Source organism: Xanthomonas sp. MLO165 (assembly GCF_018831305.1).
In the GTDB taxonomy this organism is placed as follows: domain Bacteria; phylum Pseudomonadota; class Gammaproteobacteria; order Xanthomonadales; family Xanthomonadaceae; genus Xanthomonas; species Xanthomonas arboricola.
The window spans coordinates 3,860,005-3,881,405 of the sequence record NZ_CP029263.1; the positions used below are offsets into that span (position 1 = coordinate 3,860,005).

The 21,401-nt window shown below is 63.4% G+C and carries 13 protein-coding genes; 7 read left to right on the top strand and 6 right to left on the bottom strand.

The window, feature by feature from the left end; translation table 11 throughout:
• Positions 1-173: 173 nt before the first annotated feature.
• The 3 genes from DGN21_RS16130 to DGN21_RS16140 form a co-directional block, all read right to left on the bottom strand.
• On the bottom strand, positions 174-4,721 hold the full coding sequence (locus DGN21_RS16130; RefSeq protein ID WP_215824989.1) for a calcium-binding protein: 4,548 nt from the start codon (positions 4,719-4,721) through the stop codon (positions 174-176).
• Between the two features lie 170 nt (positions 4,722-4,891).
• Positions 4,892-6,313, bottom strand: a complete 1,422-nt coding sequence (locus tag DGN21_RS16135) for an HlyD family type I secretion periplasmic adaptor subunit (RefSeq protein ID WP_126966672.1) — start codon at positions 6,311-6,313, stop codon at positions 4,892-4,894.
• Entirely contained in the window at positions 6,310-8,475 is a 2,166-nt protein-coding gene (locus tag DGN21_RS16140) for a type I secretion system permease/ATPase (RefSeq protein WP_184577438.1), read from the bottom strand. The genes DGN21_RS16135 and DGN21_RS16140 overlap by 4 nt, the downstream gene beginning before the upstream one ends.
• Positions 8,476-8,766: 291 nt before the next feature.
• On the opposite strand from DGN21_RS16140, the gene DGN21_RS16145 reads away from it, so the two are divergent.
• The 3 genes from DGN21_RS16145 to DGN21_RS16155 all read left to right on the top strand — a co-directional run bounded on the left by DGN21_RS16145 (position 8,767) and on the right by DGN21_RS16155 (position 11,459).
• Positions 8,767-10,038: a pyridoxal phosphate-dependent aminotransferase gene (locus DGN21_RS16145; protein ID WP_024938954.1), complete on the top strand. Its 1,272-nt coding sequence runs from the start codon at positions 8,767-8,769 to the stop codon at positions 10,036-10,038.
• Positions 10,038-10,706: an SGNH/GDSL hydrolase family protein gene (locus DGN21_RS16150; protein WP_184577435.1), complete on the top strand. Its 669-nt coding sequence runs from the start codon at positions 10,038-10,040 to the stop codon at positions 10,704-10,706. Before DGN21_RS16145 ends, DGN21_RS16150 begins: the two co-directional genes overlap by 1 nt.
• Positions 10,707-10,787: 81 nt before the next feature.
• On the top strand, positions 10,788-11,459 hold the full coding sequence (locus DGN21_RS16155) for a methyltransferase (protein WP_184577432.1): 672 nt from the start codon (positions 10,788-10,790) through the stop codon (positions 11,457-11,459).
• A 989-nt stretch (positions 11,460-12,448) separates the two neighbouring features.
• Here DGN21_RS16155 and DGN21_RS16160 read toward each other — a convergent pair.
• Complete coding sequence (locus DGN21_RS16160) at positions 12,449-14,638, bottom strand: TonB-dependent siderophore receptor (RefSeq protein ID WP_184577429.1); 2,190 nt, start codon at positions 14,636-14,638, stop codon at positions 12,449-12,451.
• Positions 14,639-14,927: 289 nt separating this feature from the next.
• Positions 14,928-15,719 carry a polysaccharide deacetylase family protein gene (locus tag DGN21_RS16165; protein WP_181123469.1) on the bottom strand — a complete coding sequence of 264 codons (792 nt, stop codon included), beginning with the start codon at positions 15,717-15,719 and terminating at the stop codon, positions 14,928-14,930.
• 45 nt (positions 15,720-15,764) lie between these two features.
• Here DGN21_RS16165 and grxD point away from each other — a divergent pair, with 45 nt between their 5' ends.
• Positions 15,765-16,691 carry a Grx4 family monothiol glutaredoxin gene (gene grxD / locus DGN21_RS16170; RefSeq protein WP_024938949.1) on the top strand — a complete coding sequence of 309 codons (927 nt, stop codon included), beginning with the start codon at positions 15,765-15,767 and terminating at the stop codon, positions 16,689-16,691.
• A 166-nt stretch (positions 16,692-16,857) separates the two neighbouring features.
• The gene (locus DGN21_RS16175; protein ID WP_160955012.1) at positions 16,858-17,727 is read left to right on the top strand and encodes a hypothetical protein; all 870 of its coding nucleotides are present in this window, start codon (positions 16,858-16,860) and stop codon (positions 17,725-17,727) included.
• 293 nt (positions 17,728-18,020) lie between these two features.
• On the opposite strand, the gene DGN21_RS16180 is transcribed toward DGN21_RS16175, so the two are convergent.
• Positions 18,021-18,581, bottom strand: coding sequence for a DUF924 family protein (locus DGN21_RS16180; protein ID WP_024938947.1), 561 nt, complete (start codon positions 18,579-18,581; stop codon positions 18,021-18,023).
• Positions 18,582-18,721: 140 nt separating this feature from the next.
• Between DGN21_RS16180 and DGN21_RS16185 the strand changes: the two genes are divergently transcribed.
• Positions 18,722-20,122, top strand: a complete 1,401-nt coding sequence (locus DGN21_RS16185; protein WP_126966667.1) for an amidohydrolase — start codon at positions 18,722-18,724, stop codon at positions 20,120-20,122.
• A complete protein-coding gene (locus tag DGN21_RS16190) occupies positions 20,119-21,399 on the top strand; it encodes an amidohydrolase family protein (RefSeq protein ID WP_126966666.1) in 1,281 nt (426 codons plus the stop codon). Before DGN21_RS16185 ends, DGN21_RS16190 begins: the two co-directional genes overlap by 4 nt.
• Positions 21,400-21,401 lie beyond the last annotated feature (2 nt).

Consider the following 21,401-nt stretch of genomic DNA (forward strand, 5'->3'; position numbering starts at 1 on the left):
GCTTTCACACACCCTGAGACAACGGACCTCAAATCTGAAAATATGACTTGAAATTCTTGCGAGGAATATACCGAATCTTTGGCAACTCCGCTCCAGCAATAATTTAACGCATAAATAAAATAAAGGCCCCGCCAAATGGCGGGGCCCGGCGTCGGCTATATAGTGATGATCAATTAGATAGCCGAACTTGCGAGCATCAACTTCGTCTCTTGAGTTTCACGCGATGCAATAAATGACACAGAAGAGGCATTTGCTACCGCCATAGCATCAATCAAGCTGGATACTTCGCTAGCAGCTACTGATCTATCATTAAAATCCAGATATTCAACTTGGGATGAGTCTGAGGCAAACCAACTTGCTACTGCCAGCTGATCTTGACTTCCCTTCAAAGTGACAAGTAGATCGTTACCAGATCGAGTGAAGACCGTATCATCCAGATTAATCCCGCTTCCAAAACTGACACGATCCACTGCACCGCTGTAGGTTGAGGTCTCTACCACCGTGTCGTGGCCATCACCCTTGTTGAAGAGGTAGGTGTCCGAGTACCAGCTGCCGTTGAGCGTGTCGTTACCCGTGCCACCGATGAACACGCTGTCGCGTGACTGCGAGTTCACCGACAACACGTCATCACCTGCACCGCCTTCCAAACGATCGGTGCCGGTGCCGCCGGACAAGGTGTCGTTACCGTCTCCACCGAGCAGCAGGTCGTTGCCGTTCCAGCCGGTCAACGTATCAGCCGCATCGGTGCCTAGCGTGGTCAAGCCCATCGCCCGCAAAGTCGCCGGCGTCCAGATCGTGCCGTCAGCAAATACCAGCTGCTCGATGCTGCTCGCATCGTTTTCATTGCCGCCGCTGAGCCAATCCTTCAGCCGCACCGAGTCAGTGCCGTTGCCCAGATCCAGCACGACATCTGGACCTTCACGCAACACACGCACATCGCCAGCAGCGATACCTTCGCCGAACACGACCCTGTCCACTGCACCGCTGTAGGTTGAGGTCTCTACCACCGTGTCGTGGCCATCACCCTTGTTGAAGAGGTAGGTGTCCGAGTACCAGCTGCCGTTGAGCGTGTCGTTACCCGTGCCACCGATGAACACGCTGTCGCGTGACTGCGAGTTCACCGACAACACGTCATCACCTGCACCGCCTTCCAAACGATCGGTGCCGGTGCCGCCGGACAAGGTGTCGTTACCGTCTCCACCGAGCAGCAGGTCGTTGCCGTTCCAGCCGGTCAACGTATCAGCCGCATCGGTGCCTAGCGTGGTCAAGCCCATCGCCCGCAAAGTCGCCGGCGTCCAGATCGTGCCGTCAGCAAATACCAGCTGCTCGATGCTGCTCGCATCGTTTTCATTGCCGCCGCTGAGCCAATCCTTCAGCCGCACCGAGTCAGTGCCGTTGCCCAGATCCAGCACGACATCTGGACCTTCACGCAACACACGCACATCGCCAGCAGCGATACCTTCGCCGAACACGACCCTATCCACTGCACCGCTGTAGCTCGAGGTCTCCACCACCGTGTCGTGGCCATCGCCCTTGTTGAAGAGGTAGGTGTCCGAGTACCAGCTGCCGTTGAGCGTGTCGTTACCCGTGCCACCGATGAACACGCTGTCGCGTGACTGCGAGTCCACCGACAACACGTCATCGCCTGCACCACCCTCCAAACGATCTGTGCCGGTGCCGCCGGACAAGGTGTCGTTACCGTCTCCACCGAGCAGCAGGTCGTTGCCGTTCCAGCCGGTCAACGTATCAGCCGCATCGGTACCTAGCGTGGTCAAGCCCATCGCCCGCAAAGTCGCTGGCGTCCAGATCGTGCCGTCGGCAAATACCAGCTGCTCGATGTTCGCCGAATCGCTTTCGCTGGCGCCCGAGAGCCAATCCTTCAGCCGCACCGAATCGGTCCCGTTGCCCAGATCCAACACAACATCAGCACCTTGGCGCAGCACACGCACATCGCTGGCAGCGATACCCTCGCCGAACACGACCCTGTCCACTGCACCGCTGTAGCTCGAGGTCTCCACCACCGTGTCGTGGCCATTGCCCTTGTTGAAGAGGTAGGTGTCCGAGTACCAGCTGCCGTTGAGCGTGTCGTTACCCGTGCCACCGATGAACACGCTGTCGCGTGACTGCGAGTTCACCGACAACACGTCATCGCCTGCACCACCCTCCAAACGATCTGTGCCGGTGCCGCCGGACAAGGTGTCGTTACCGTCTCCACCGAGCAGCAGATCGTTGCCGTTCCAGCCGGTCAACGTATCCGCCGCATCGGTGCCTAGCGTGGTCAAGTCCATCGCCCGCAAAGTCGCCGGCGTCCAGATCGTGCCATCGGCAAAGACAAACTGCTCGATGCTGCTCGCATCGTTTTCATTACCGCCGCTGAGCCAATCCTTCAACCGCACCGAGTCAGTGCCGTTGCCCAGATCCAGCACGACATCTGGACCTTCACGCAACACACGCACATCGCCAGCAGCGATACCCTCGCCGAACACGACCCTGTCCACTGCACCGCTGTAGCTCGAGGTCTCCACCACCGTGTCGTGGCCATCGCCCTTGTTGAACACATAGGTGTCCGAGTACCAGCTGCCGTTGAGCGTGTCGTTGCCGGTGCCACCAGCCAACACGCTGTCGCGGGCCTGCGAGTTCACCGACAACACGTCATCGCCTGCACCACCTTCAAGTTGATTGGTTCCGCTCCCACCATCCAAGAAATCGTCGCCAAGGCCGCCTATAAGGGTGTCATTACCGACATTTCCATAAAGGGAATCGTCGCCACTTGTTCCTATAATTACATCGTCGGCGCTACCACCTTCAACCGCGCTACCGAAAATGACACCCATTAAGCTTTTCGCTTGCCTCTCAAAATCTTGGCGATCGAGAGTCAAATCGCCTAACTCGACCAGCACATCCACCCAGCTCCAATCTAATGGAAGCCCACTAGCCCCCTCTTTCAGATCGTAAAGATCTTCAATGGCAGCCAGGTTACCATCTGTACGAAGAGTCTCTTTTAGTTTTTCAGCAACCCGATCCACCTTTAAGACAACTTCCCCATACTCATTAATGCCGAGCCTCAATTCGTCCGCGTAATCTCTTAAACGAGTATCTAAGACAACGCCATTGTAAAGCTGAAGCCGCAAAGCCTCATATCCTTTCATCAACAATTCAGTCTGCTCTTTCCCCAGAACCACTTCAAAACCCAGCCTCACCCCCGAGCTAACGGGAGACCAGGTCGAATTCCCGAGTCTAAGAGGAGCATCGTCGTCGCCTCCTGAAAAGAAAATTTCACCATTGAACTTTTCCATAACAGAAAGTATCTGGCCAATATCAAAAACATGACCATCGACGGCGGTTCCTTTCACCTCGAGACTTTTCCTGCCGGATTGTCCATTGAAATAATCCACACTGGACCGCATCGAAGAAGTATTAGCCCACTCTAGTAGCACCGCATCCATTGCGACTAAAGCATTTGATCGCGTAGCACCAGCAGTTACGCCATCCAATAAACGATATATATTGCCATTAATGCTGACCGATTCTTGGAGATCCCTTACCATCCCGGAGCCAGCGACATTAACAACTTCCTGCGCCAATGCCGTCAAAGGTACCTCATCGGTAAAATCACGATGAAATGCATTCGAAGCGAGCAGCAAGTCACCCGTTATACCTCGAGTCCCATCTTTACGGGTAAAGTATCCGTAGCTGTCTACTGTATTCCCATTCCCCAAGGCAACGTTCTCTGTCGACGTAGGAGCCAAAGCAATACTCTCTACACCAAGCTCGTTCAGCGAAAAAAGCTCTCCCGCGTTGGAAATTCCGTCTTGATTGAGATCTCTCCATACCTGAACAGAGGAAAAATTTTCATCACGGGAATCAAAAAACCCGTCCTTATTGGTATCCAGAGAGGATAGCGCACGAAGTCCGGCCGAAAGTTCCGACTTCTCGCCTGCCATTAATGCCGCACCGTCCGTGTAATCGCCGAAAAGCTCCGCCCCACCATCAATCAAACCATTTCGATTTCGGTCCAAAACCAATATTCCATCATCGGCACTAATCCAACCAGTCCCTTGCTTGACCGCATTCCCTTCATGATCGAAAAGTATGCTACCACTTGCACCAACTGTTTCAATCCCATCGCCATCTAGATCTAGCACTAGCGGATCTACCGCACGACGCCAACCTTTAGCGCTCTGATAATTATCCCCGGTCGCATCTTGAAGATATTCGTTTATCTCTCTATCGCGATGGCGCAACTTCCCATACACATCACCCAGCAACCCATTTGACCCAATGCCACCTAGTTCCGGATCAAAAATATCATCCATTGTGAAGTTTTCGGCAAGCGGAATATCGTAACTCCCAATAAACTTCCCATCAATTGTCAAATCCACTTTTGCTGACGGAACCTGACCAGCATACGGATCTGTTGGGTGCCCAACAAAACCATTCGGAGTTATATCTAGCCCGACACCAACACCGGCAGGAGTATCAAATCCGATAGAGACAGTATGCCCAGAAGCATTGAAACCACCATTCCCATCAGGGATTACGCTATCGGAACTTATACCGACTGACCCACGCCCGTAATTCACCGTGCCCGAAGCACCATCAGCCCCAATGGTAACTGATGCACCCGGGCCGCCAGGAGTCGAGTAGCTAACTGTAACGTTGCTACCATCACTCGAAAATCCGAAATCACCACCAACACTAGACTTTCCTTTTCCACTCATTTTAACACTCCTTTTTGGAAATTAAATTAATAAAAAATTATTAACTTTCAAACACAGCAACCAGCAGGTTGACGAACCTTTAGAATCAAAAAAACATCAACCTATCTTCGCGACAATTATCCAAACAGAACCTCGGATGCGCGTGACCAAAGCTTCCTGCAAACCGACAATCAACGTTCTCTCAGAGACTCATCCGCATGCGTTCGGAGAGGACTCAATAGGTAATCAATCACCCGCCGCTTCCCTGTCTTCACTTCCGCACTCAAGCTCATCCCGGCACTCATCCGCACCTCGACCCCATCGATCGCCAGCGTGCTGCCGTTCAATTTGATGCGCGCGGGGAACACCAGGCCCAGCTTTTCGTCCTGTGCGGCATCGTGGGAGACGCTGGCGACCGTGCCGGTCAGATAGCCGTAGCGGGTATAGGGGAAGCTGTCGACCTTGACGGTGACCGGCTGGCCCGGGCGCATGAAGCCGATGTCCTTGTTGAGGACGGTGACTTCTACCTCCAGTGCTTCTTCGGCCGGCACTACGACCAGTAACGGCTGTGCGGGCGTGACTACACCGCCTACGGTGTGGACGGCCAGCTGCTGGATCGTGCCGTCGACGGGCGCATGCAGGGCCATCAGCTTGTCGCGCTGGCCGGTCTTGGCGACATCCTGGGTCAGCTGGCCGGCCTGCTCGCTTGCCTCGCGCAAGGCATCCAGTGCCTGCTGGCGTGTGTCGGTGACAAGTACGCGCAACTCTTCCTGCGCCGCGCTAATTGCCGAGCGGATCTCCTGCAGGCGATTACGCTGGGTGGCGAGCTGGCTTTCTGCGGCGATGCGTTCCTGTTCGCGCAACAGGTAGTCATGGCGGCCGACGTACTTGCCTTCGACCAGGCGGGCGTAGTCCTCTGCGCGCACTTTGGAGATGCGTGCGGATTCGGCCAGCGGTTCGATCGCGTCCTGGGTGGTCTGCAACTCGGCCTGGCGTTGGGCGATGCTGGCTTGCAGGTTGTGTCGGCGCGCCTGGAATGCGTCGAATTGACTGCTGACCAATTGCTGCTCGTTGGCTACGCGCCCGGCGGGTAGATCCGGAGCCGGATCTAGCTGCGGCGGCTGCCCGGTCGCAATGGCGGTCGCCAGCGCTGCCTGGCGAAGCGCAGCGAGACGTGCGTTGACCAGTGCGTCGCCGGCCTGGGCGAACTCGGCGCCGGTGGCGGTGGCATCGAGTTCGACCAGCAGCTGGCCTTTCTTCACCGCTTGTCCGTCGCGTACCAGGATCCTGCGTACCACCGCGGTTTCTGCGGTCTGCACCACCTTGGTCCGTGAGTCGACCACGGTCTTACCTGGTGCCACGGCGACGATATCGAGCTTGCCCAGGCACGCCCACAGCAGCGCGACACAGAAGAAACCGATGATGATGCGCATCGTCCAGTGCGCGGTGGGCGAGACAGGCGTTTCGGTCAGCTCAAGATGGGCGGGCAGGAACGCGCGCTCGTCGGCGCTGCGCGCGGGCGGGTCGAGCTGGCGGCGCACCGCCCAGGCCGATTTGAAAATCTTGAAATAGCGGAGAAAGAAATCGCGCCATCCCTGGAGCAGGTGCTTCATGGTGTCCCCTGTTGCAGTCTGTATAGATGCGCGTACTGGCCTTCCGGCCGGTCGACCAGCTCGGCATGCGAGCCGCTCTCGACGATGCGTCCCTTCTCCACCACGACGATGCGGTTGGCCTGCCGCACGGTGGACAGGCGATGGGCGATGATCAGCACGGTGCGGCCCCTGCAGATCGCGCGCATATTGCTCATCACCGCGTGTTCCGATTCGTAATCCAGGGCGCTGGTGGCTTCGTCGAGAATCAGAATGCGCGGATCGCCGATCAGTGCGCGCGCGATCGCAATGCGCTGCCGCTGCCCACCGGACAGGCCGGTGCCGTGCTCGCCAACCTTGGTGTCGTAGCCTTCCGGCAGTTCCAGAATGAAGTCGTGGGCACCGGCCAGCTTGGCCGCATGGATCACCCGCTCCAGCGGCATGCCAGGATCGGTCAACGCGATGTTCTCGCGCACGCTGCGGTTGAACAGGAAGTTTTCCTGCAGCACCACGCCCAGCTGACGACGCAACCAGGCCGGATCGGCCAGCGCCAGGTCCTGGCCATCGATCAACACACGCCCGCGCTCGGGCGTGTAGAGCCGCTGCACCAGCTTGGTCAGCGTGCTCTTGCCGGAGCCGGAACGGCCGACGATGCCGATGATTTCGCCTGGGCGAATGTCCAGCTCGATCCCGTTGAGCACCTCGGGCGCATCCGGCCGGTAGCGGAACGTGACCCGCTCGAACGTCACCTGCCCACGGATCGGCGGCAGTGCCAGGCGGCTGCCCGGCACCTCGGTGCGGGTATTGAGTATGTCGCCCAGCCGCTCGACCGAAATGCCGACCTGCTGGAAGTCCTGCCACAACTGAGCCAAGCGAATGATCGGCGCGGTGACCTGGCCGGACAACATGTTGAAGGCGATCAACTGGCCAATCGACAGCTTGCCTTCCATCACCAGCTTTGCGCCCCAGAACAGCACCGCCACGGCGGTGAGCTTCTGCACCAACTGCACGCCCTGCTGGCCCAGCGTGGCGATACGGGTGACGTTGAAACCGGCGCTGACATAGCCGGCCAGTTGGTTGTCCCAGGTGCGGGTCACGCGCGGGTCTACCGCCATCGCCTTGACCGTGCCGATACCGCTGACCGTCTCCACCAGGAAGGATTGGTTGTCTGCGCCGCGCGCGAACTTGTCGTTCAAACGCTGGCGCAGCACCGGGGTGATCAGGCCAGAGATGGTGGCGTACAGCGGCAGCGACAGCACCACGATCAAGGTCAGCCAGCCGCTGTACCAGAACATCACCGACAGAAAGACCACCGTAAAGAACAGGTCCAGCACCGAGGTCAGCGCCTGTCCGGTGAGGAAGTTGCGGATGTTCTCCAGCTCGCGGACGCGCGCGATGGTGTCGCCGACCCGCCGCGATTCGAAATACGCCAGCGGCAGCGACAGCACATGCCGGAACAGCCGGGCACCCAGCTCCACGTCGATCTTGCTGGTGGTGTGGGCGAAGACGTAGGTGCGTAATCCGGACAGCAGCACGTCGAACACCGCCATCGAGACCAGCCCGATCGCGATCACGTCCAGCGTGGTCAGGCCGTTGTGCACCAGCACCTTGTCCATCACCACTTGATAGAACAGTGGCGTGATCAGCGCGAACAGCTGGATGAAGAACGATACGATAAAGACCTCGAGCATCAACTTGCGGTACTTCACCACCGCAGGAATGAACCAGCTGAAGTCGAACTTGGCCAGGTCGCCCAGCACCGAAGCTCGCGAGGCCACCTGTAGCAACCGCCCCTGGTAACGTGCTTCGAACTCGGCGGGAGAGATGGAGCGTGGCCGCTTTTCGACCAGATCGTGGATCAGGATCTGGTCCGCTCCCACCTTTGCGACGATAAACGCGTCGCCATCCGGCACCAGGGCCAGGGCCGGTAACGCCGCCATGCCGATCCGTGCGGCCGGCTGGGCCACGACTTTGGCTTTTAGCCCCAGTTGCTTGGCTGCCAGCAGCAGCGTGGTTTCGTCGAACGGCTCGCCGCCTCGGCCAAACCCATGCGCCAGCTGCACCGCGTCGGCGGCAACGCCATGAAATTGCGCCAGCAGGACCAACCCCTGCAGCCCCAGATCCGGTCGGTCTTGCACCGACGAGCCGCCCTCGACTAACGAGAGCGACGCACTTCCCCCTGACATACGCGTTCCTTGCTGTAGAGCCCAAGCCGGACTCAAGTGATGGAATAGAATCTGAAGATGTTAAGAAGCTGTCAATCAGCCAACCCCTCGACTTCAATCAATCTTCTCAATCAAGCGTCTCCGAGGCTGAGACGCCATCACTCGATCGAGTGCATCGGTGATCACGACCTCGCCTTTCCAATCGGACGCTGAAGCCCCGCCAGCGGCTTGACATCGTTGCCGATGCAAGCATGTCCGCCTGTCATATTTCCGCTACCATGCCAAGCCTCACGCCTACAACCGGCCCGTCGCATGTCCACTGCCCCGCAAAAGCCGCTCGCCATCCGCGAGCGTCTGTCCGAAGTCCGCTACGAAATCCGGGGCGAGCTGGCGCGACGAGCGCGGGAACTGGAGGCGCAGGGCCGCAAGCTGATCAAGCTCAATATCGGTAATCCAGGCGCGTTCGGGTTTCGTGCGCCGGAGCATCTGCAGCGCGCGATCGCCGACGACATGGGCCGCACCGATCCGTACACCCATCAGCAGGGCCTGCCGGAAGCGCGCGAGGCGATCGCCACCGCGTATGCGCGGCGCCAGCACCCGGATGCGCACCCGGACCGCATCTTCGTCGGCAACGGCGTCAGCGAGCTGATCGACCTGTCGCTGCGTGCGCTGCTCAATCCCGGTGACGAAGTGCTGGTGCCCTCGCCCGACTATCCGCTGTGGTCGGCCGCCACCATCCTCAACGATGGCCGGCCGGTGTATTACCGCTGCGCACCGGAAAACGGCTTCCAGCCGGACCCGGTGGAAATCGAGACATTGGTGTCTTCGCGTACCCGCGCCATCGTGCTGATCAATCCGAACAATCCCAGCGGCGCCAGTTATTCGCGCGAACTGCTGGAGCGCATCGTAGCCATCGCCAGCAAGCACAACCTGCTGCTGATGGTCGATGAGATCTACGACCAGGTGCTCTACGACGACGCCGCCTTCGTGCCGGTGGCGCCGCTGGCCGGTGCGCATCCGTGCATCACCTTCGGCGGCCTGAGCAAGGTGCACCGCGCCTGCGGCTGGCGTGTGGGCTGGGCGCTGCTGTCGGGCGAGCAGTCGCGCATCAACGACCTGCGCAACGCGATGGACCTGCTGGGCGCACTGCGCCTATGCGCCAACGTGCCGGGCCAGTACGCCATCGACGCGGCAGTCAACGGGCCGGACACCATCTCGGCGCTGTGCGCGCCGGGTGGCCGTCTGTACGAAACCCGCCGTGCGGTGATCGAGGCCTGCGCGGCCAGCGAGCACCTGTCGCTGGTGGCGCCGGCCGGTGCGCTGTACGCGTTCCCGGCGGTGGTCGGCCCGGCCGCGCGCAACTTCGACGACCATGAATTCGCGCTCGACCTGATGAACGAGGAAGGCGTGCTGGTGGTGCCGGGTTCCAGCTTCAACGTGCCCTACCGCCACCACTTCCGCGTGACCCTGATGCCGGAAGCGCCGGTGATGCGCGATGTCTTCGCACGCATCGACCGTGCGCTGGCACGCCGCGCCGAGGCGGTCACCAAGGTCGTGCCGCTCAAGTCGCGCAGCGTGGCCTGATGGCGGCGGCCGGCACGCCGCTGCGCTATCTGGCGCTCGGCGATTCCTACACCATCGGTGAAGGCGTTGCCCCCGAGCAGCGCTGGCCGGTGCAACTGGTCGACGGTTTGCGTGCCTACGGCTGGAACGTGGCGCCGCCGCAGATCATCGCCACCACCGGCTGGACCACCGACGAGCTGCAGGCCGGTCTCGATGCCGCTGCGCCGCAGGGGCCTTTCGAGCTGGTGAGCCTGCTGATCGGCGTCAACAATCAATACCGCGGACGCTCGCTGGACGAATACCGCAGCCAGTTCGATGCGTTGTTGCAGCGTGCGATCGGGTTCGCCGGCGGCCTTGCGGCACGCGTGTTCGTGCTGTCGATTCCCGATTGGGGGCTGACTCCGTTTGCGCATGCGCAGGGCGGCGATGCGCCACTGATCGGCGCACAGATCGATGCCTTCAACAGCGTAGCCGCCGAACGCTGCGCCGCGCGCTCGGTGCGCTTTGTCGACATCACCGCCACAAGCCGCGATGGCGGCGACGCTGCCGACATGCTGGTCGACGATGGCCTGCATCCCTCCGGCGCCATGTATGCGCGCTGGACCGCACTGGCACTGCCAGCGGCGCGCGATGCGATAGCGGCTGCCAACGCGATCGGGATGGACCACGCCACGCGTGGGCAGCCCTAATCGCGTTAGCAGGCCCCAAGCCAACCGCGCACCAAGCCTCATTGCCAAGGAACGACATTGCACAGCACCGCTACCCAACCCATGAGCCGTGCGCAGGCGCTGGCGATCGCGCGCGCGTTTTTGCCGCCGCATCCGCTGGGCAATCGCTACGACTATTACTACACCCATGCCAAGCTGCGCACCGACCCGCTGTATCCGGGCGTGCTGGCCGAGTTGCGCAGCACCACCGCGCCCGTGCTGGATCTGGGCTGCGGGCTGGGCCTGCTCGCGCACGCATTGCGTGCCGATGGCCAGGCATTGGCGTATCACGGGGTGGATGTGGACGCGTCCAAGATCCGCCGCGCGCAGCACATCGCGCAGCGCTCGGCATTGGGCAACACGCAGTTTGCCGTGGTCGATCTGAGCGTGGCCTGGCCGCAACACCGCGGCAGCGTGACCATTCTGGACGTGCTGCAGTATCTGCAGGCCGACATGCAGGCCAGCCTGCTGCGCAGCGTGGCGCAGATGCTCACGCCGGGCGCGAAGCTGGTGATCCGCAGCGCATTGGGCGATGCCAGCAGCCGTGGCCGCACCAGCCGCGTGACCGACGTGCTGGCGCATCTGAGCGGCTGGATGCAGCGCATGCCGCGCAGCTATCCCACCCGCGACAGCCTGCAGGCGCAGCTGGATGCCGCCGGTCTGCGTGCGACGTTTGCGCCGTTGTATGGCAACACGCCGTTCAACAACTGGTTGATCGTGGCCGAGCCGCGCTGAGGCAGTGCACAACGTGCCTGGCTCGCTTTAGAACGGCTGACAAGACGTAACGCGTGTTCGCCGGACGGATGTGGACGGTACGCAGAAACCCGGGTGTACGCGTCGCAAATGCCGCATCGGGCACCGGCCGCGCAGTCGTTTTGACGGCCGCTGTTGACGTCATGCGGATGATCGCGGGCCACGCTGTTCGAGGGCGGTACACCACCGCCCCAGAGAGTCCGCTGGTTGCCTTGTTGAAAGCCATGCACACCGACCATCTCGACGGGCCCTTGCCCGCCTACCGTCGCGGGACCTTACGCGGCATGGATGCCGCGTAAGTGCCTACAGGGACGTACTTGCGGCGTGTCCCGCGACGGTGAGCGGGCAAGGGCCCTGCAGCCAAGCGGCGGATCAGCCGCTCTACAACTGATCCATCCGCCGACCAATCACTTCGGGACAACCAACTCATCGAGCCGCCGCTTTCTCTAGATGCAGGCAAAGGCCTAGTTCGCCGAGTGCGCGGCGCCCTCACCGCTCGCGGGACACGCCGTGAATCCGTCCATGGAGGCTCGGTGGCGGCATCCTTGCCGCCACACGGTCCCGCAATCGGTAAGGGCACCGCGCCAGAGAATTTGTAGGTTGCGTTGTTGAAGGCCATGCACACCGACCATCTCGACTGGTCCTTGCCCGCCCACCGTCGCGGGACCTTACGCGGCATGGATGCCGCGTAAGAGCCTACAGGGACGTACTTGCGGCGTGTCCTGCGAGGGTGGGCGGGCAAGGGCCCTGCAGCCAAGCCGCAAAGCAGCCGCTCTACAACTGATCCATCCGCGCTAACCAATCACTTCGAGACAACCAAGTGATCGAGTCGCCGCGCCGTTTGGATGCAGGCAAAGGCCTGGTTTGCCAAGTGCGCGGCGCCCTTGCCGTTAGCGGGACACGCCGTGAATCCGTGCGTGGAGGCTCAGTGGCGGCATCCTTGCCGCCAAAGCCTGTCGTCTGGAGCAAGGTCAGAACTTCCAGGACAGCGTCAGCTCCACATCGCGCGGGTCGCCGTAGATCAACTGGCTCTGGTACACGATGTTGGCGTAGTACTTGCGGTCGAACAGGTTGCGCACGTTGAGCTGCGCCGACCATGCCTGGTTGATGTCGTAGCGTGCCATCGCGTTGGCCAACACCACGCTGCCCTGGGTCAGCCGTTGCGTTGTGCCCTGTGGCCCGGACATCAATTCGTAGATGGCCGACTGCCAGCTCAGGCCACCACCCACGCGCCATGGGCCGGTCTGCCAGCTGGTGAACAGGGTGGCCTCGCGACGCGGACTGGTCGGATTGACGTCGACACCGCTGGCATCGTTGGCATCGAACTGGGCAAAGCCGAACGCGATCCGCCACTGCTCGGACAGCTGCCCGTCGAGCTGGAATTCCACGCCCTGGCTGACCGTGCCCTTCGCGGCCAGGAAAGCCTGATTGGTGGTGCCGGGCACGAATTGTCCGGGGTCGTTGACCGCCAGGTTGTCCTGCTCGATACGGAACAACGCCAGCGCCGCGTTGAGCTGGCCACCGAGGTATTCGCCCTTGGCGCCGACCTCGTAGCTGTTGCCTTCCAGCGGGGCGAGATAGCGCCCGCTGCGGTCGCGATTGTTCTGCGGCTTGAAGATGCCGGTGTAGCTGGCGTAGAGCGAATGGTGGTCGTCCACGTCCAGGATCAGGCCGGCGTACGGCGTGGTGCGGCCGCGACGCTCGTAGGTATTGGCCGGCACCAGTTGATCGGTGTTCTTCCAGTCGGTGACGCGTGCGCCGACGATGGCCGTGAGCGCGTCGGTCAGGCTGAAGCGGCCGGCAGCATAGGCGGCCACCTGGCGCACGTCGCGCTCTTCGCCCTTCACCAGCGGCGTCCATTGCGGCTGCGCCATGCTGCCGGTCCAGGCATAGACGCTTTCGGCCGTCAGCACCTGCGGTGGCTGCGGCCCGTTGGACCAGCTGCGCACATTGCGGTTCATCCAGGTGGCACCGGCGACCAGTTCGTGGTTGCGGCCCCACCAGGTCAGCGGCACGCTGAGGTAGGCATCCAGGCTATTTTGCGCCGTGAGTGCGGGATAGCGCCCGCCAAAAGTATTAGCAAGGCCCAGGCCGGTCTGGCGGTCCGGGTAATCGAAGTAGCCGAACAGCACCGACTTCCAATCGGCTTCGAACCGCTGATGCGAATATTCCACGTGCAGCTGCGCACCGTTGTCGAAGCGATGGGTCAGGCCGGCAAACGCATTGGTGGTATCGGCCACGCCGCGCGCCCAGCGCGGCGTAAACGAATCCGAGCGTGCAAAATCGGTGCGGCTGCCGTCGCTGAAGTACGCCGGCACCCCGCCCCAGGTGGTGCCGCGGCCGTCGTTGCGCTGCTTGTTGATGCCGATGTAGGCGCTGGTGGCATCGCTGAAATCCGCATCGACGATGCCGTAGAACAGCGACGATTGCTTGCTGTAGTAATCGCGGAACGACTGCTTGTCCTCGTAGCTGGCAACCACCCGCCCACGCACGTTGCCGGCGGCGTTCAACGGCGATTGCAGGTCGACGGTGCCGCGATAGCGGTCCCAACGCCCTGCCGACAGATCGACCCGACCGGTGAACACATCGCTGTCGGCATGCTTGCGCACCAGGTCGATCGACGCGGCCGGGCTGCCCGCGCCGGTGGTCAGGCCGTTGGCGCCGCGGATGATTTCCACCCGGTCGTAGATCGCCATGTTCTGCTGCACATCGCCGGTGTAGTCGGTGGGAATGCCGTCGATGCGGTAATAGTCCACTTCGAAGCCGCGCGCGTTGATGTAGGTGCGCTCGGTGTCCCAGGTCGGCGAGTTGAAGCCGGCCACGGTGTCGGTGACGTCCTGCAGCGATTGCAGGTTGCGGTCGACGATCTGCTGGCGTGTCACCACCACCACCGACTGCGGCGTCTCGCGCAGCGACAGCTCCAGCTTGGTCGAACTGCGCGCGACATCGGCGGTGTAGGAGTCGCTACCTTCGGTCGCGGCGCCGCGGTGTGCCTCGATTTGCAGGCGGTCCAGATCGACCGGGTCGCGCATGCTCGATTGCGCGGCAGCCGCCAATGGCCATGCGCAAGCCAGCGCCAGCAGGGAGTACGCCAGCGGGAGCTGCGGCGAACGGAGATCCGCACGCGCAAGCGCGCGCGCAGGGACGATGCAATGGGACATGGGGTCAGCCTCAGGAGCGAATATGGCCGTCGATGACGGCTATTGAGGCTGGCGTCGGCAGCGCCATCGGAAGGCGCGCACCGTTTGCTGGCTGGGGGCGCATGTTCGATCCGCGTTAAATCGCTGTCAATACATGCGCGGATCGATGACGGAACTCAGGAGCGCCAGCTCCAGGCAATCCGGCGAACAAAAAAGACGCGTCGCACCAGAGCGTTCCCGCCGGCAGGGACGATGGATCCGGCAACGCACGCCCCGCTTCCACGCCACCGTCCACGCCGTGCGCAGGACCTTAGAGCGGACGCCGCCCGGCCAGGCCGCGCGCGTGCATCGCCTCCAGCACGCCGCGCAGGATGGTGAGGTTGTGGCCGTGCGCGGCGCCCTCGTGCAGCAGCACGATGGCGCCGGGGCGCAGGTCGCGCACGATGCGGGCCACGGTGGCCTGCGGCTCGCAACGCACCCCGTCGAACCCGCGCGCGCTCCAGGCCACGCGGGTCAGCCCGTGCGCACGCAGCGGCGAGGCGACGAAGGGATTGGTCATGCCCACCACCGAGCGGTACAGCCGCGGCGCCTGCCCGGTGATGGTGGCCAGCACGCGCTGTGCCTGGCCGATTTCCTGCGCCATGCGGTGCGGGCCCAGCGCCCAGAACCAGGCCTGCGGATGGGTATGGCTGTGATTGCCGATGCCATGCCCGCGGCGCACGATCTCGCGCACCAGTTCAGGCCGTTGCTCGGCGCGCGCCCCGACCACGAAGAACGTGGCCTTGGCATCGAAGGCGTCCAGCAGGTCCAGCATCGCCGGGGTGTCGTCGGAGGGGCCGTCGTCGATGGTCAGCCACACCTGCGGCGCGCGGCCCGGCAGGCGCGCCAGCACCGGCGCGTACAGGCGCGCGCGCGGCAGGAACACCGGCACCACGAACAAGGCGTGCGACACCAGCAACGCCGGCACGCCCCAGGCCCAGCCCAGATGCCACCACAGCAGCGCCACCGCCGCCTGCGACAGGGCCAGCAGGCCCACCCAGCGGTACGGGTGCGAGGGGATGCGATACAGCGTTTGAAGCGTGGTCATGCCGCATGATGCCATGCGGCGTAGAATGCCCGGACTCCACGATCTGACCGAAGTGCTGCCATGTCCCTCGATCCCGCCCTGCGTTCCCGCATCGATACGCTGCTGCAATCCAGCCGTGTGGTGCTCTTCATGAAAGGCCAGCCAGGCATGCCGCAGTGCGGTTTTTCGGCCAAGGCGGTTGGCGTGCTGGACGGTCTGGGCATCGACTATGCCCACGTCAACGTGCTGGCCGACCAGGAGATCCGCGAAGGCATCAAGGCCTACGGCGACTGGCCGACCATTCCACAGCTGTATGTGGACGGCGAGCTGATCGGCGGCAGCGACATCATCCTGCAGATGGCCGACAGCGGCGAGTTGAGCAGCATGCTGGGCCTGCAGGCGCCAGACCGGACTCCGCCCAAGATCACCATCACCCCGGCCGCGGTCGAGATGCTCAAGGGCGCGCTGGCCGATGCGCCGGATGCCTCGCTGACGCTGGCCATCGATGCCAACTTCCAGCCGAACTTCCAGCTGGCGCCGACCAACCCGAACGCCATCGCGGCCGAATCCAACGGCCTGCGCGTGCAGTTCGATCTGGCCAGCGCCCGCCGCGCCGACGGCATCACCATCGACTGGGTGGACGACATCCGCGGCCGTGGCCTGGCCATCGACAACCCCAATGCGCCCAAGCCGGTGCAGGAGCTGTCGGTGCGCGATGCCGACGACCGCATCAAGGCCGGTACGCTGACCCTGGTGGACGTGCGCCCGGCCGACGAGCGTGCCCTGGCCAGCGTTGCCGCGCCGTTCCGCACACTGGACGCGCACGAGCGCGCCGCCATCGAGCAGTTGCCCAAGGACACCCCGCTGGCGTTCCTGTGCCACCGCGGCGGGCGCAGCCTGCAGGCGGCCGAGCACTTCCGCGGCCTGGGTTTCAGCAACGTCTACAACGTCACCGGCGGCATCGACGCCTGGTCGGACGAGGTGGACAACGGCGTGGCCAAGTACTGAGCAAGCCAGACGGCACAGCCGGTGGCGGGGAATCCGCATCCGGCGATGGCTCGCCGCAACCGCCGGCCAGGTTTTGAGCCGCGTTTGCTACAGTGCACACCCCGAACGGGCGCTCCACCGAGCGTCCGTTTTTTCATGGATCGATATGCACAAGGACGTCGCTGCAATGCACACCCGCCTGCTCTCTCTTGCACTGGCCGCGCTGTTGCCGCTGGCCGCACAGGCCGCCGAGCCGGCACGCGCGGTCATGCTGGTACAGACCTACGACAACCAGCCGGGCGAAGACCCGCTGGAATACATTCCGGTGTGGCTGGGCAGCGGCGTGGCGAAGGAGTCCAGCATGCCCAGGTCGCTGCTGAGCCAGCCGCTGCAGGTCTTCAATGCGGGCGTGTCCAGCGGCACCGTGCGGCTTGCGTCGCTGAGCGTCGACGACAACAGCATGTGCGGCGGCACGGCAAAACTGCGCTTGAAGGGCACTGGCACGCTGTCCGATTCGCCGCTGTTATCGACGGTGGATCTCAATCCCGGCAAGCGCTTTGCCAGCCGTGACGCCACCGCTGCCGAACAGGCCGAGCTGTTGCGTCAGGCCGGCGCAACCGCGCAGCTGCGCAACAGCGTCAAGCCGGCGGCGCTGGCCCAGGCGTTGACGGCATTCCCTGCCGATCGTGCGCAGGATCTGGCCGCGCTGCAGATCGTGACCGACACCCGGCAGCCGCAGCGACGCGTGGCCGTGCTGACCTCCCATCACCCGACCAGGACCGGCAACCCGGACAACCCAACCGGCGTCCTGGCCGTGCTTGCGATCTTCGAACATGACGGCAGCCGCTGGCAGTTCCGCAAGGGCAGCGCGGCCAGTGGCTGCGACGATTGCGAAGACCTGCCACTGCGCACGCATCTGCTGCAGTTCGGCGATATCGACGGCGATGGCACGCTCGACTTCGTGCTATCGGAAAGCGGCTACGAGAGCTACGGCTTCTACCTGCTGCTCGGCGAAGGCACGCACTGGCGTTCGGAAGGCTTGATGGGCGGCTGTTGAGCGATTGCCGCGCGATGGCCGATGCCCGCAGCGGTATCGGCGTCACGTTGCGGCACGCACCGGATCCGGAAGAGCGCAACTCGCCGCCGCGCAAGTCATTCGCATCGCCGTTGCGAGGCTATTGGTGTGATTGCACCGCCGCACGATGTCGATCAACGCGCGACAGCGCGCGTATGTGCGCCATCAACCTATCGCGTCGATCGCCCGCTCGATCCGCGTGCCTATACGCAATGTGCAGCGCGGGAAAGCCACAGCGGCGTGCGGTCGCGGCAGGCCATAACCGCCGCCCTCCTTCAGCCGGCAAATCCGCCGTCATCGAGAAACTGCTGCTCTTCGGCGGTGGTCTCGCGCCCCAGTACCGCATTGCGATGCGGGAAGCGTCCGAAGCGCTGGATGATCTGCTGATGCTCCACGGCCCAGCGCGTGGTTTCGGCATCGTCCAGCGCGGTGATCAGCTGCACCGAGCGCGCCTGCTCCTGCAGATCTTCGGCATGCTCGAACGGCAGATAGAAAAACAGCCGCAACTGCGCGGAGACCTGTTGATCGAAGCCGCTGGCGATTGCCTGCCTGGCGCAGGACAGCGCCAGGCCATCGGTGGCGTAGGCATGCGCGCTGCCGCGGAACGCGTTGCGCGGAAACTGGTCGAGCAGGATCAGCAAGGCCAGCGCATCTTCGGCACGTTCCATCCAGTGCGCGTACTCGCCACGCGCCGCTGCAAAGTGCTGCTCGCTGAAATGCTGGCGGAAGTTGGCATCAAACGCATCGTTGTGCGTGAACCAGCGGGCCGAGCCGGCCAGTTCCCAGAAAGCCAGTACCACATCGGCCTGTTTGTTGCGCTCTGACTTGACGATCATCGACGTATTCCCTGACGAATACGGCATAGCATGCACTGGCGCATGTGATGAGCCCGCCGCCGCCGACCGTGCAGCACTTGGCAAGCACGCCGCCGGCCGCTAGGTTTGCGGCTGACGTTTTCGTTGCACCGGGGAAATCCATGCGTTCCATCCTGTTCGCCGCGCTCGGCGCGGCCGTGCTGTGCGGTCCTGTGTCTGCGGCATCGCGTTTCGTGCAAGACCCCTATCCCAGCACCTACCGTGCGCTCGCGTCCGCTCCGGTGTTGATCCAGCACGCCACCGTGCTCACCGGCACCGGCCAGCGGCTGGACGACGCCGACGTGCTGCTGCGCGACGGCAAGGTGGCCGCGGTCGGGCGCGGGCTGGAGGCGCCGGCCGATGTGCGCCGCATCGACGGCACCGGCAAGTGGGTGACCCCCGGCATCATCGACGTGCACTCGCATCTGGGCGTGTATCCCAGCCCCGGCGTCAGCGCGCACAGCGATGGCAACGAGATGACCGCCCCGGTGACGCCGAACGTGTGGGCCGAGCATTCGATCTGGCCGCAGGATCCCGGCTTCGGCACCGCCCTGGCCGGCGGCGTCACTTCGCTGCAGGTACTTCCCGGCTCGGCCAATCTGATCGGCGGGCGCGGCGTCACCCTCAAGAATGTCGCCTCCACCACCTACCAGGGCATGAAGTTTCCCGGCGCCCCCTGGGGCCTGAAGATGGCCTGCGGCGAGAACCCCAAGCGCGTGTACGGCCAGAAGGGCGGCCCCGGCACGCGCATGGGCAACGTGGCCGGCTACCGTGCCGCCTTCATCGACGCGGCCGAGTACCTGCAGAAGAATGCATTGAAGAAAAAGACTGCGAAAAAGCGCCATTGGTGGAGCCGCGGCGGCGACAACGACAGCAGCGGCGACGCCGGCGGCAAGCGCGATCTCAAGCTCGACACGCTGGCCGGCGCGATCAACGGCGACATCCGCGTGCATATCCATTGCTACCGCGCCGACGAGATGGCGACCATGCTCGACCTGTCCAAGGAGTTCGGCTTCCACATCGCCGCCTTCCATCACGGCGTGGAGGCCTACAAGCTGGCCGACCGGCTGGCGCAGGAGAACGTTTGCGGTGCGCTGTGGGCCGACTGGTGGGGCTTCAAGATGGAAGCCTTCGATGGCATCCAGGAAAACATCGCGCTGGTCGACAGGCCGGCCAACAGCTGCGCCATCGTGCATTCGGATTCGGAAGAAGGCATCCAGCGCCTGAATCAGGAAGCGGCCAAGGTGCTCGCCAACGCGCGCCGCAGCGGGATGGAGATTCCACCCGAGCGTGCGATCCGCTGGCTCACCAGCAATGCCGCCAAGGCGCTTGGCATCGAGCAGCAGACCGGCGCACTGGAGCCGGGCAAGATGGGCGATATGGTGGTGTGGAACGGCAATCCCTTCAGCTCCTACGCGCTGGCCGAACAGGTCTATATCGACGGCGCGCAGGTCTACGACCGCCACGATCGCCGCCTGCAGCCGGTGTCGGACTTCATGCTCGGCCAGGAGGTGGCGCGATGAGCCGCACAACTGGACTGCGCCCGCGCCTGCGCGTGATCTCCGCGGTGGTCCTGGCAGTGCTTGCATTGCCCGCATTCGGCCAGCAGGTGCTGATCCGTGGCGCGACCGTGCATACCGCCACCGCACAAGGCACGCTGCGCAATACCGATGTGCTGGTGCAGGGCGGCGTGATCCGCGCGATCGGCAGCAACCTGGCCGTGCCGGCCGATGGTCGCGTGGTCGAGGCCAGGGGCCGCCCGCTGACGCCGGCCCTGTTCGGCGGCATCACCGAGATCGGCATCGAAGAAGTCTCCGGCGAAGACAGCACCGTGGACAGCGGCGTCAAACTCAGCGACCAGCCGATGCGTCCGGAATTCGACGTCACCCTGGCCTACAACCCCGATTCGGTGCTGGTGCCGGTGGCGCGCGTGGAAGGCATCGGCTTCACCGCGCTGGGCGCGACCACCAGCGGTGCCTTCATCGCCGGGCAAGGCGGCGTGGTGCGGCTGGACGGCAGCCCGGACCCGCTCGGCCCGCATGCCTTGTTCATCCGCATCGGTGCGGCGGCCTCCGATCTCACCGGCAGCTCGCGCGCCGCGCAATGGATGCTGCTCGACCAGCTGGTGGCCGAAGCGCGCGGACGCGTGCCGGCCGACTCACCGCATGCGCTGCTGACCCCGGTCGGCCGCAGCGTGCTGGCCAGATACCTGGCCGGGCAAGGCCGCATCGTGGTGCAGGTGGAGCGTGCCGCAGACATCCGCCAGTTGCTGCGTTGGGCGCAGCGCGAAAAGGTGCGCATCGCCATTGCCGGCGGCGCCGAGGCCTGGAAGCTCGCGCCGCAACTGGCGCAGGCCGGGGTGCCGGTGCTGGTGGATGCGCTGGCGGACCTGCCGTCCACCTTCGACCAGATCGGTGCGACGCTGGAAAACGCCGCACGGCTGCGCGCGGCCGGCGTGGAGGTCAGCTTTGCCCAGAGTGGCGATGCCTCGCATAACGCGCGCAAACAGCGCCAGCTGGCCGGCAATGCGGTGGCCAACGGCTTGCCGTGGGAAGCCGGCCTGGCCGGCCTGACCCGGGTGCCGGCGGAGATCTTCGGCGTGGCCGATCGCATCGGCAGCATTGCGGTCGGCAAACAGGCCGACCTGGTGCTGTGGGAAGGCGACCCGCTGGATGTCGCCCACTACGCCGAGCAGGTGTGGCTGGGCGGTCGCGACATGCCGATGCGCTCACGCCAGACCGAGCTGCGCGAGCGTTACATGCAACCGGCCGGCGCGTTGCCGCGGGCCTATCTGAAATGATC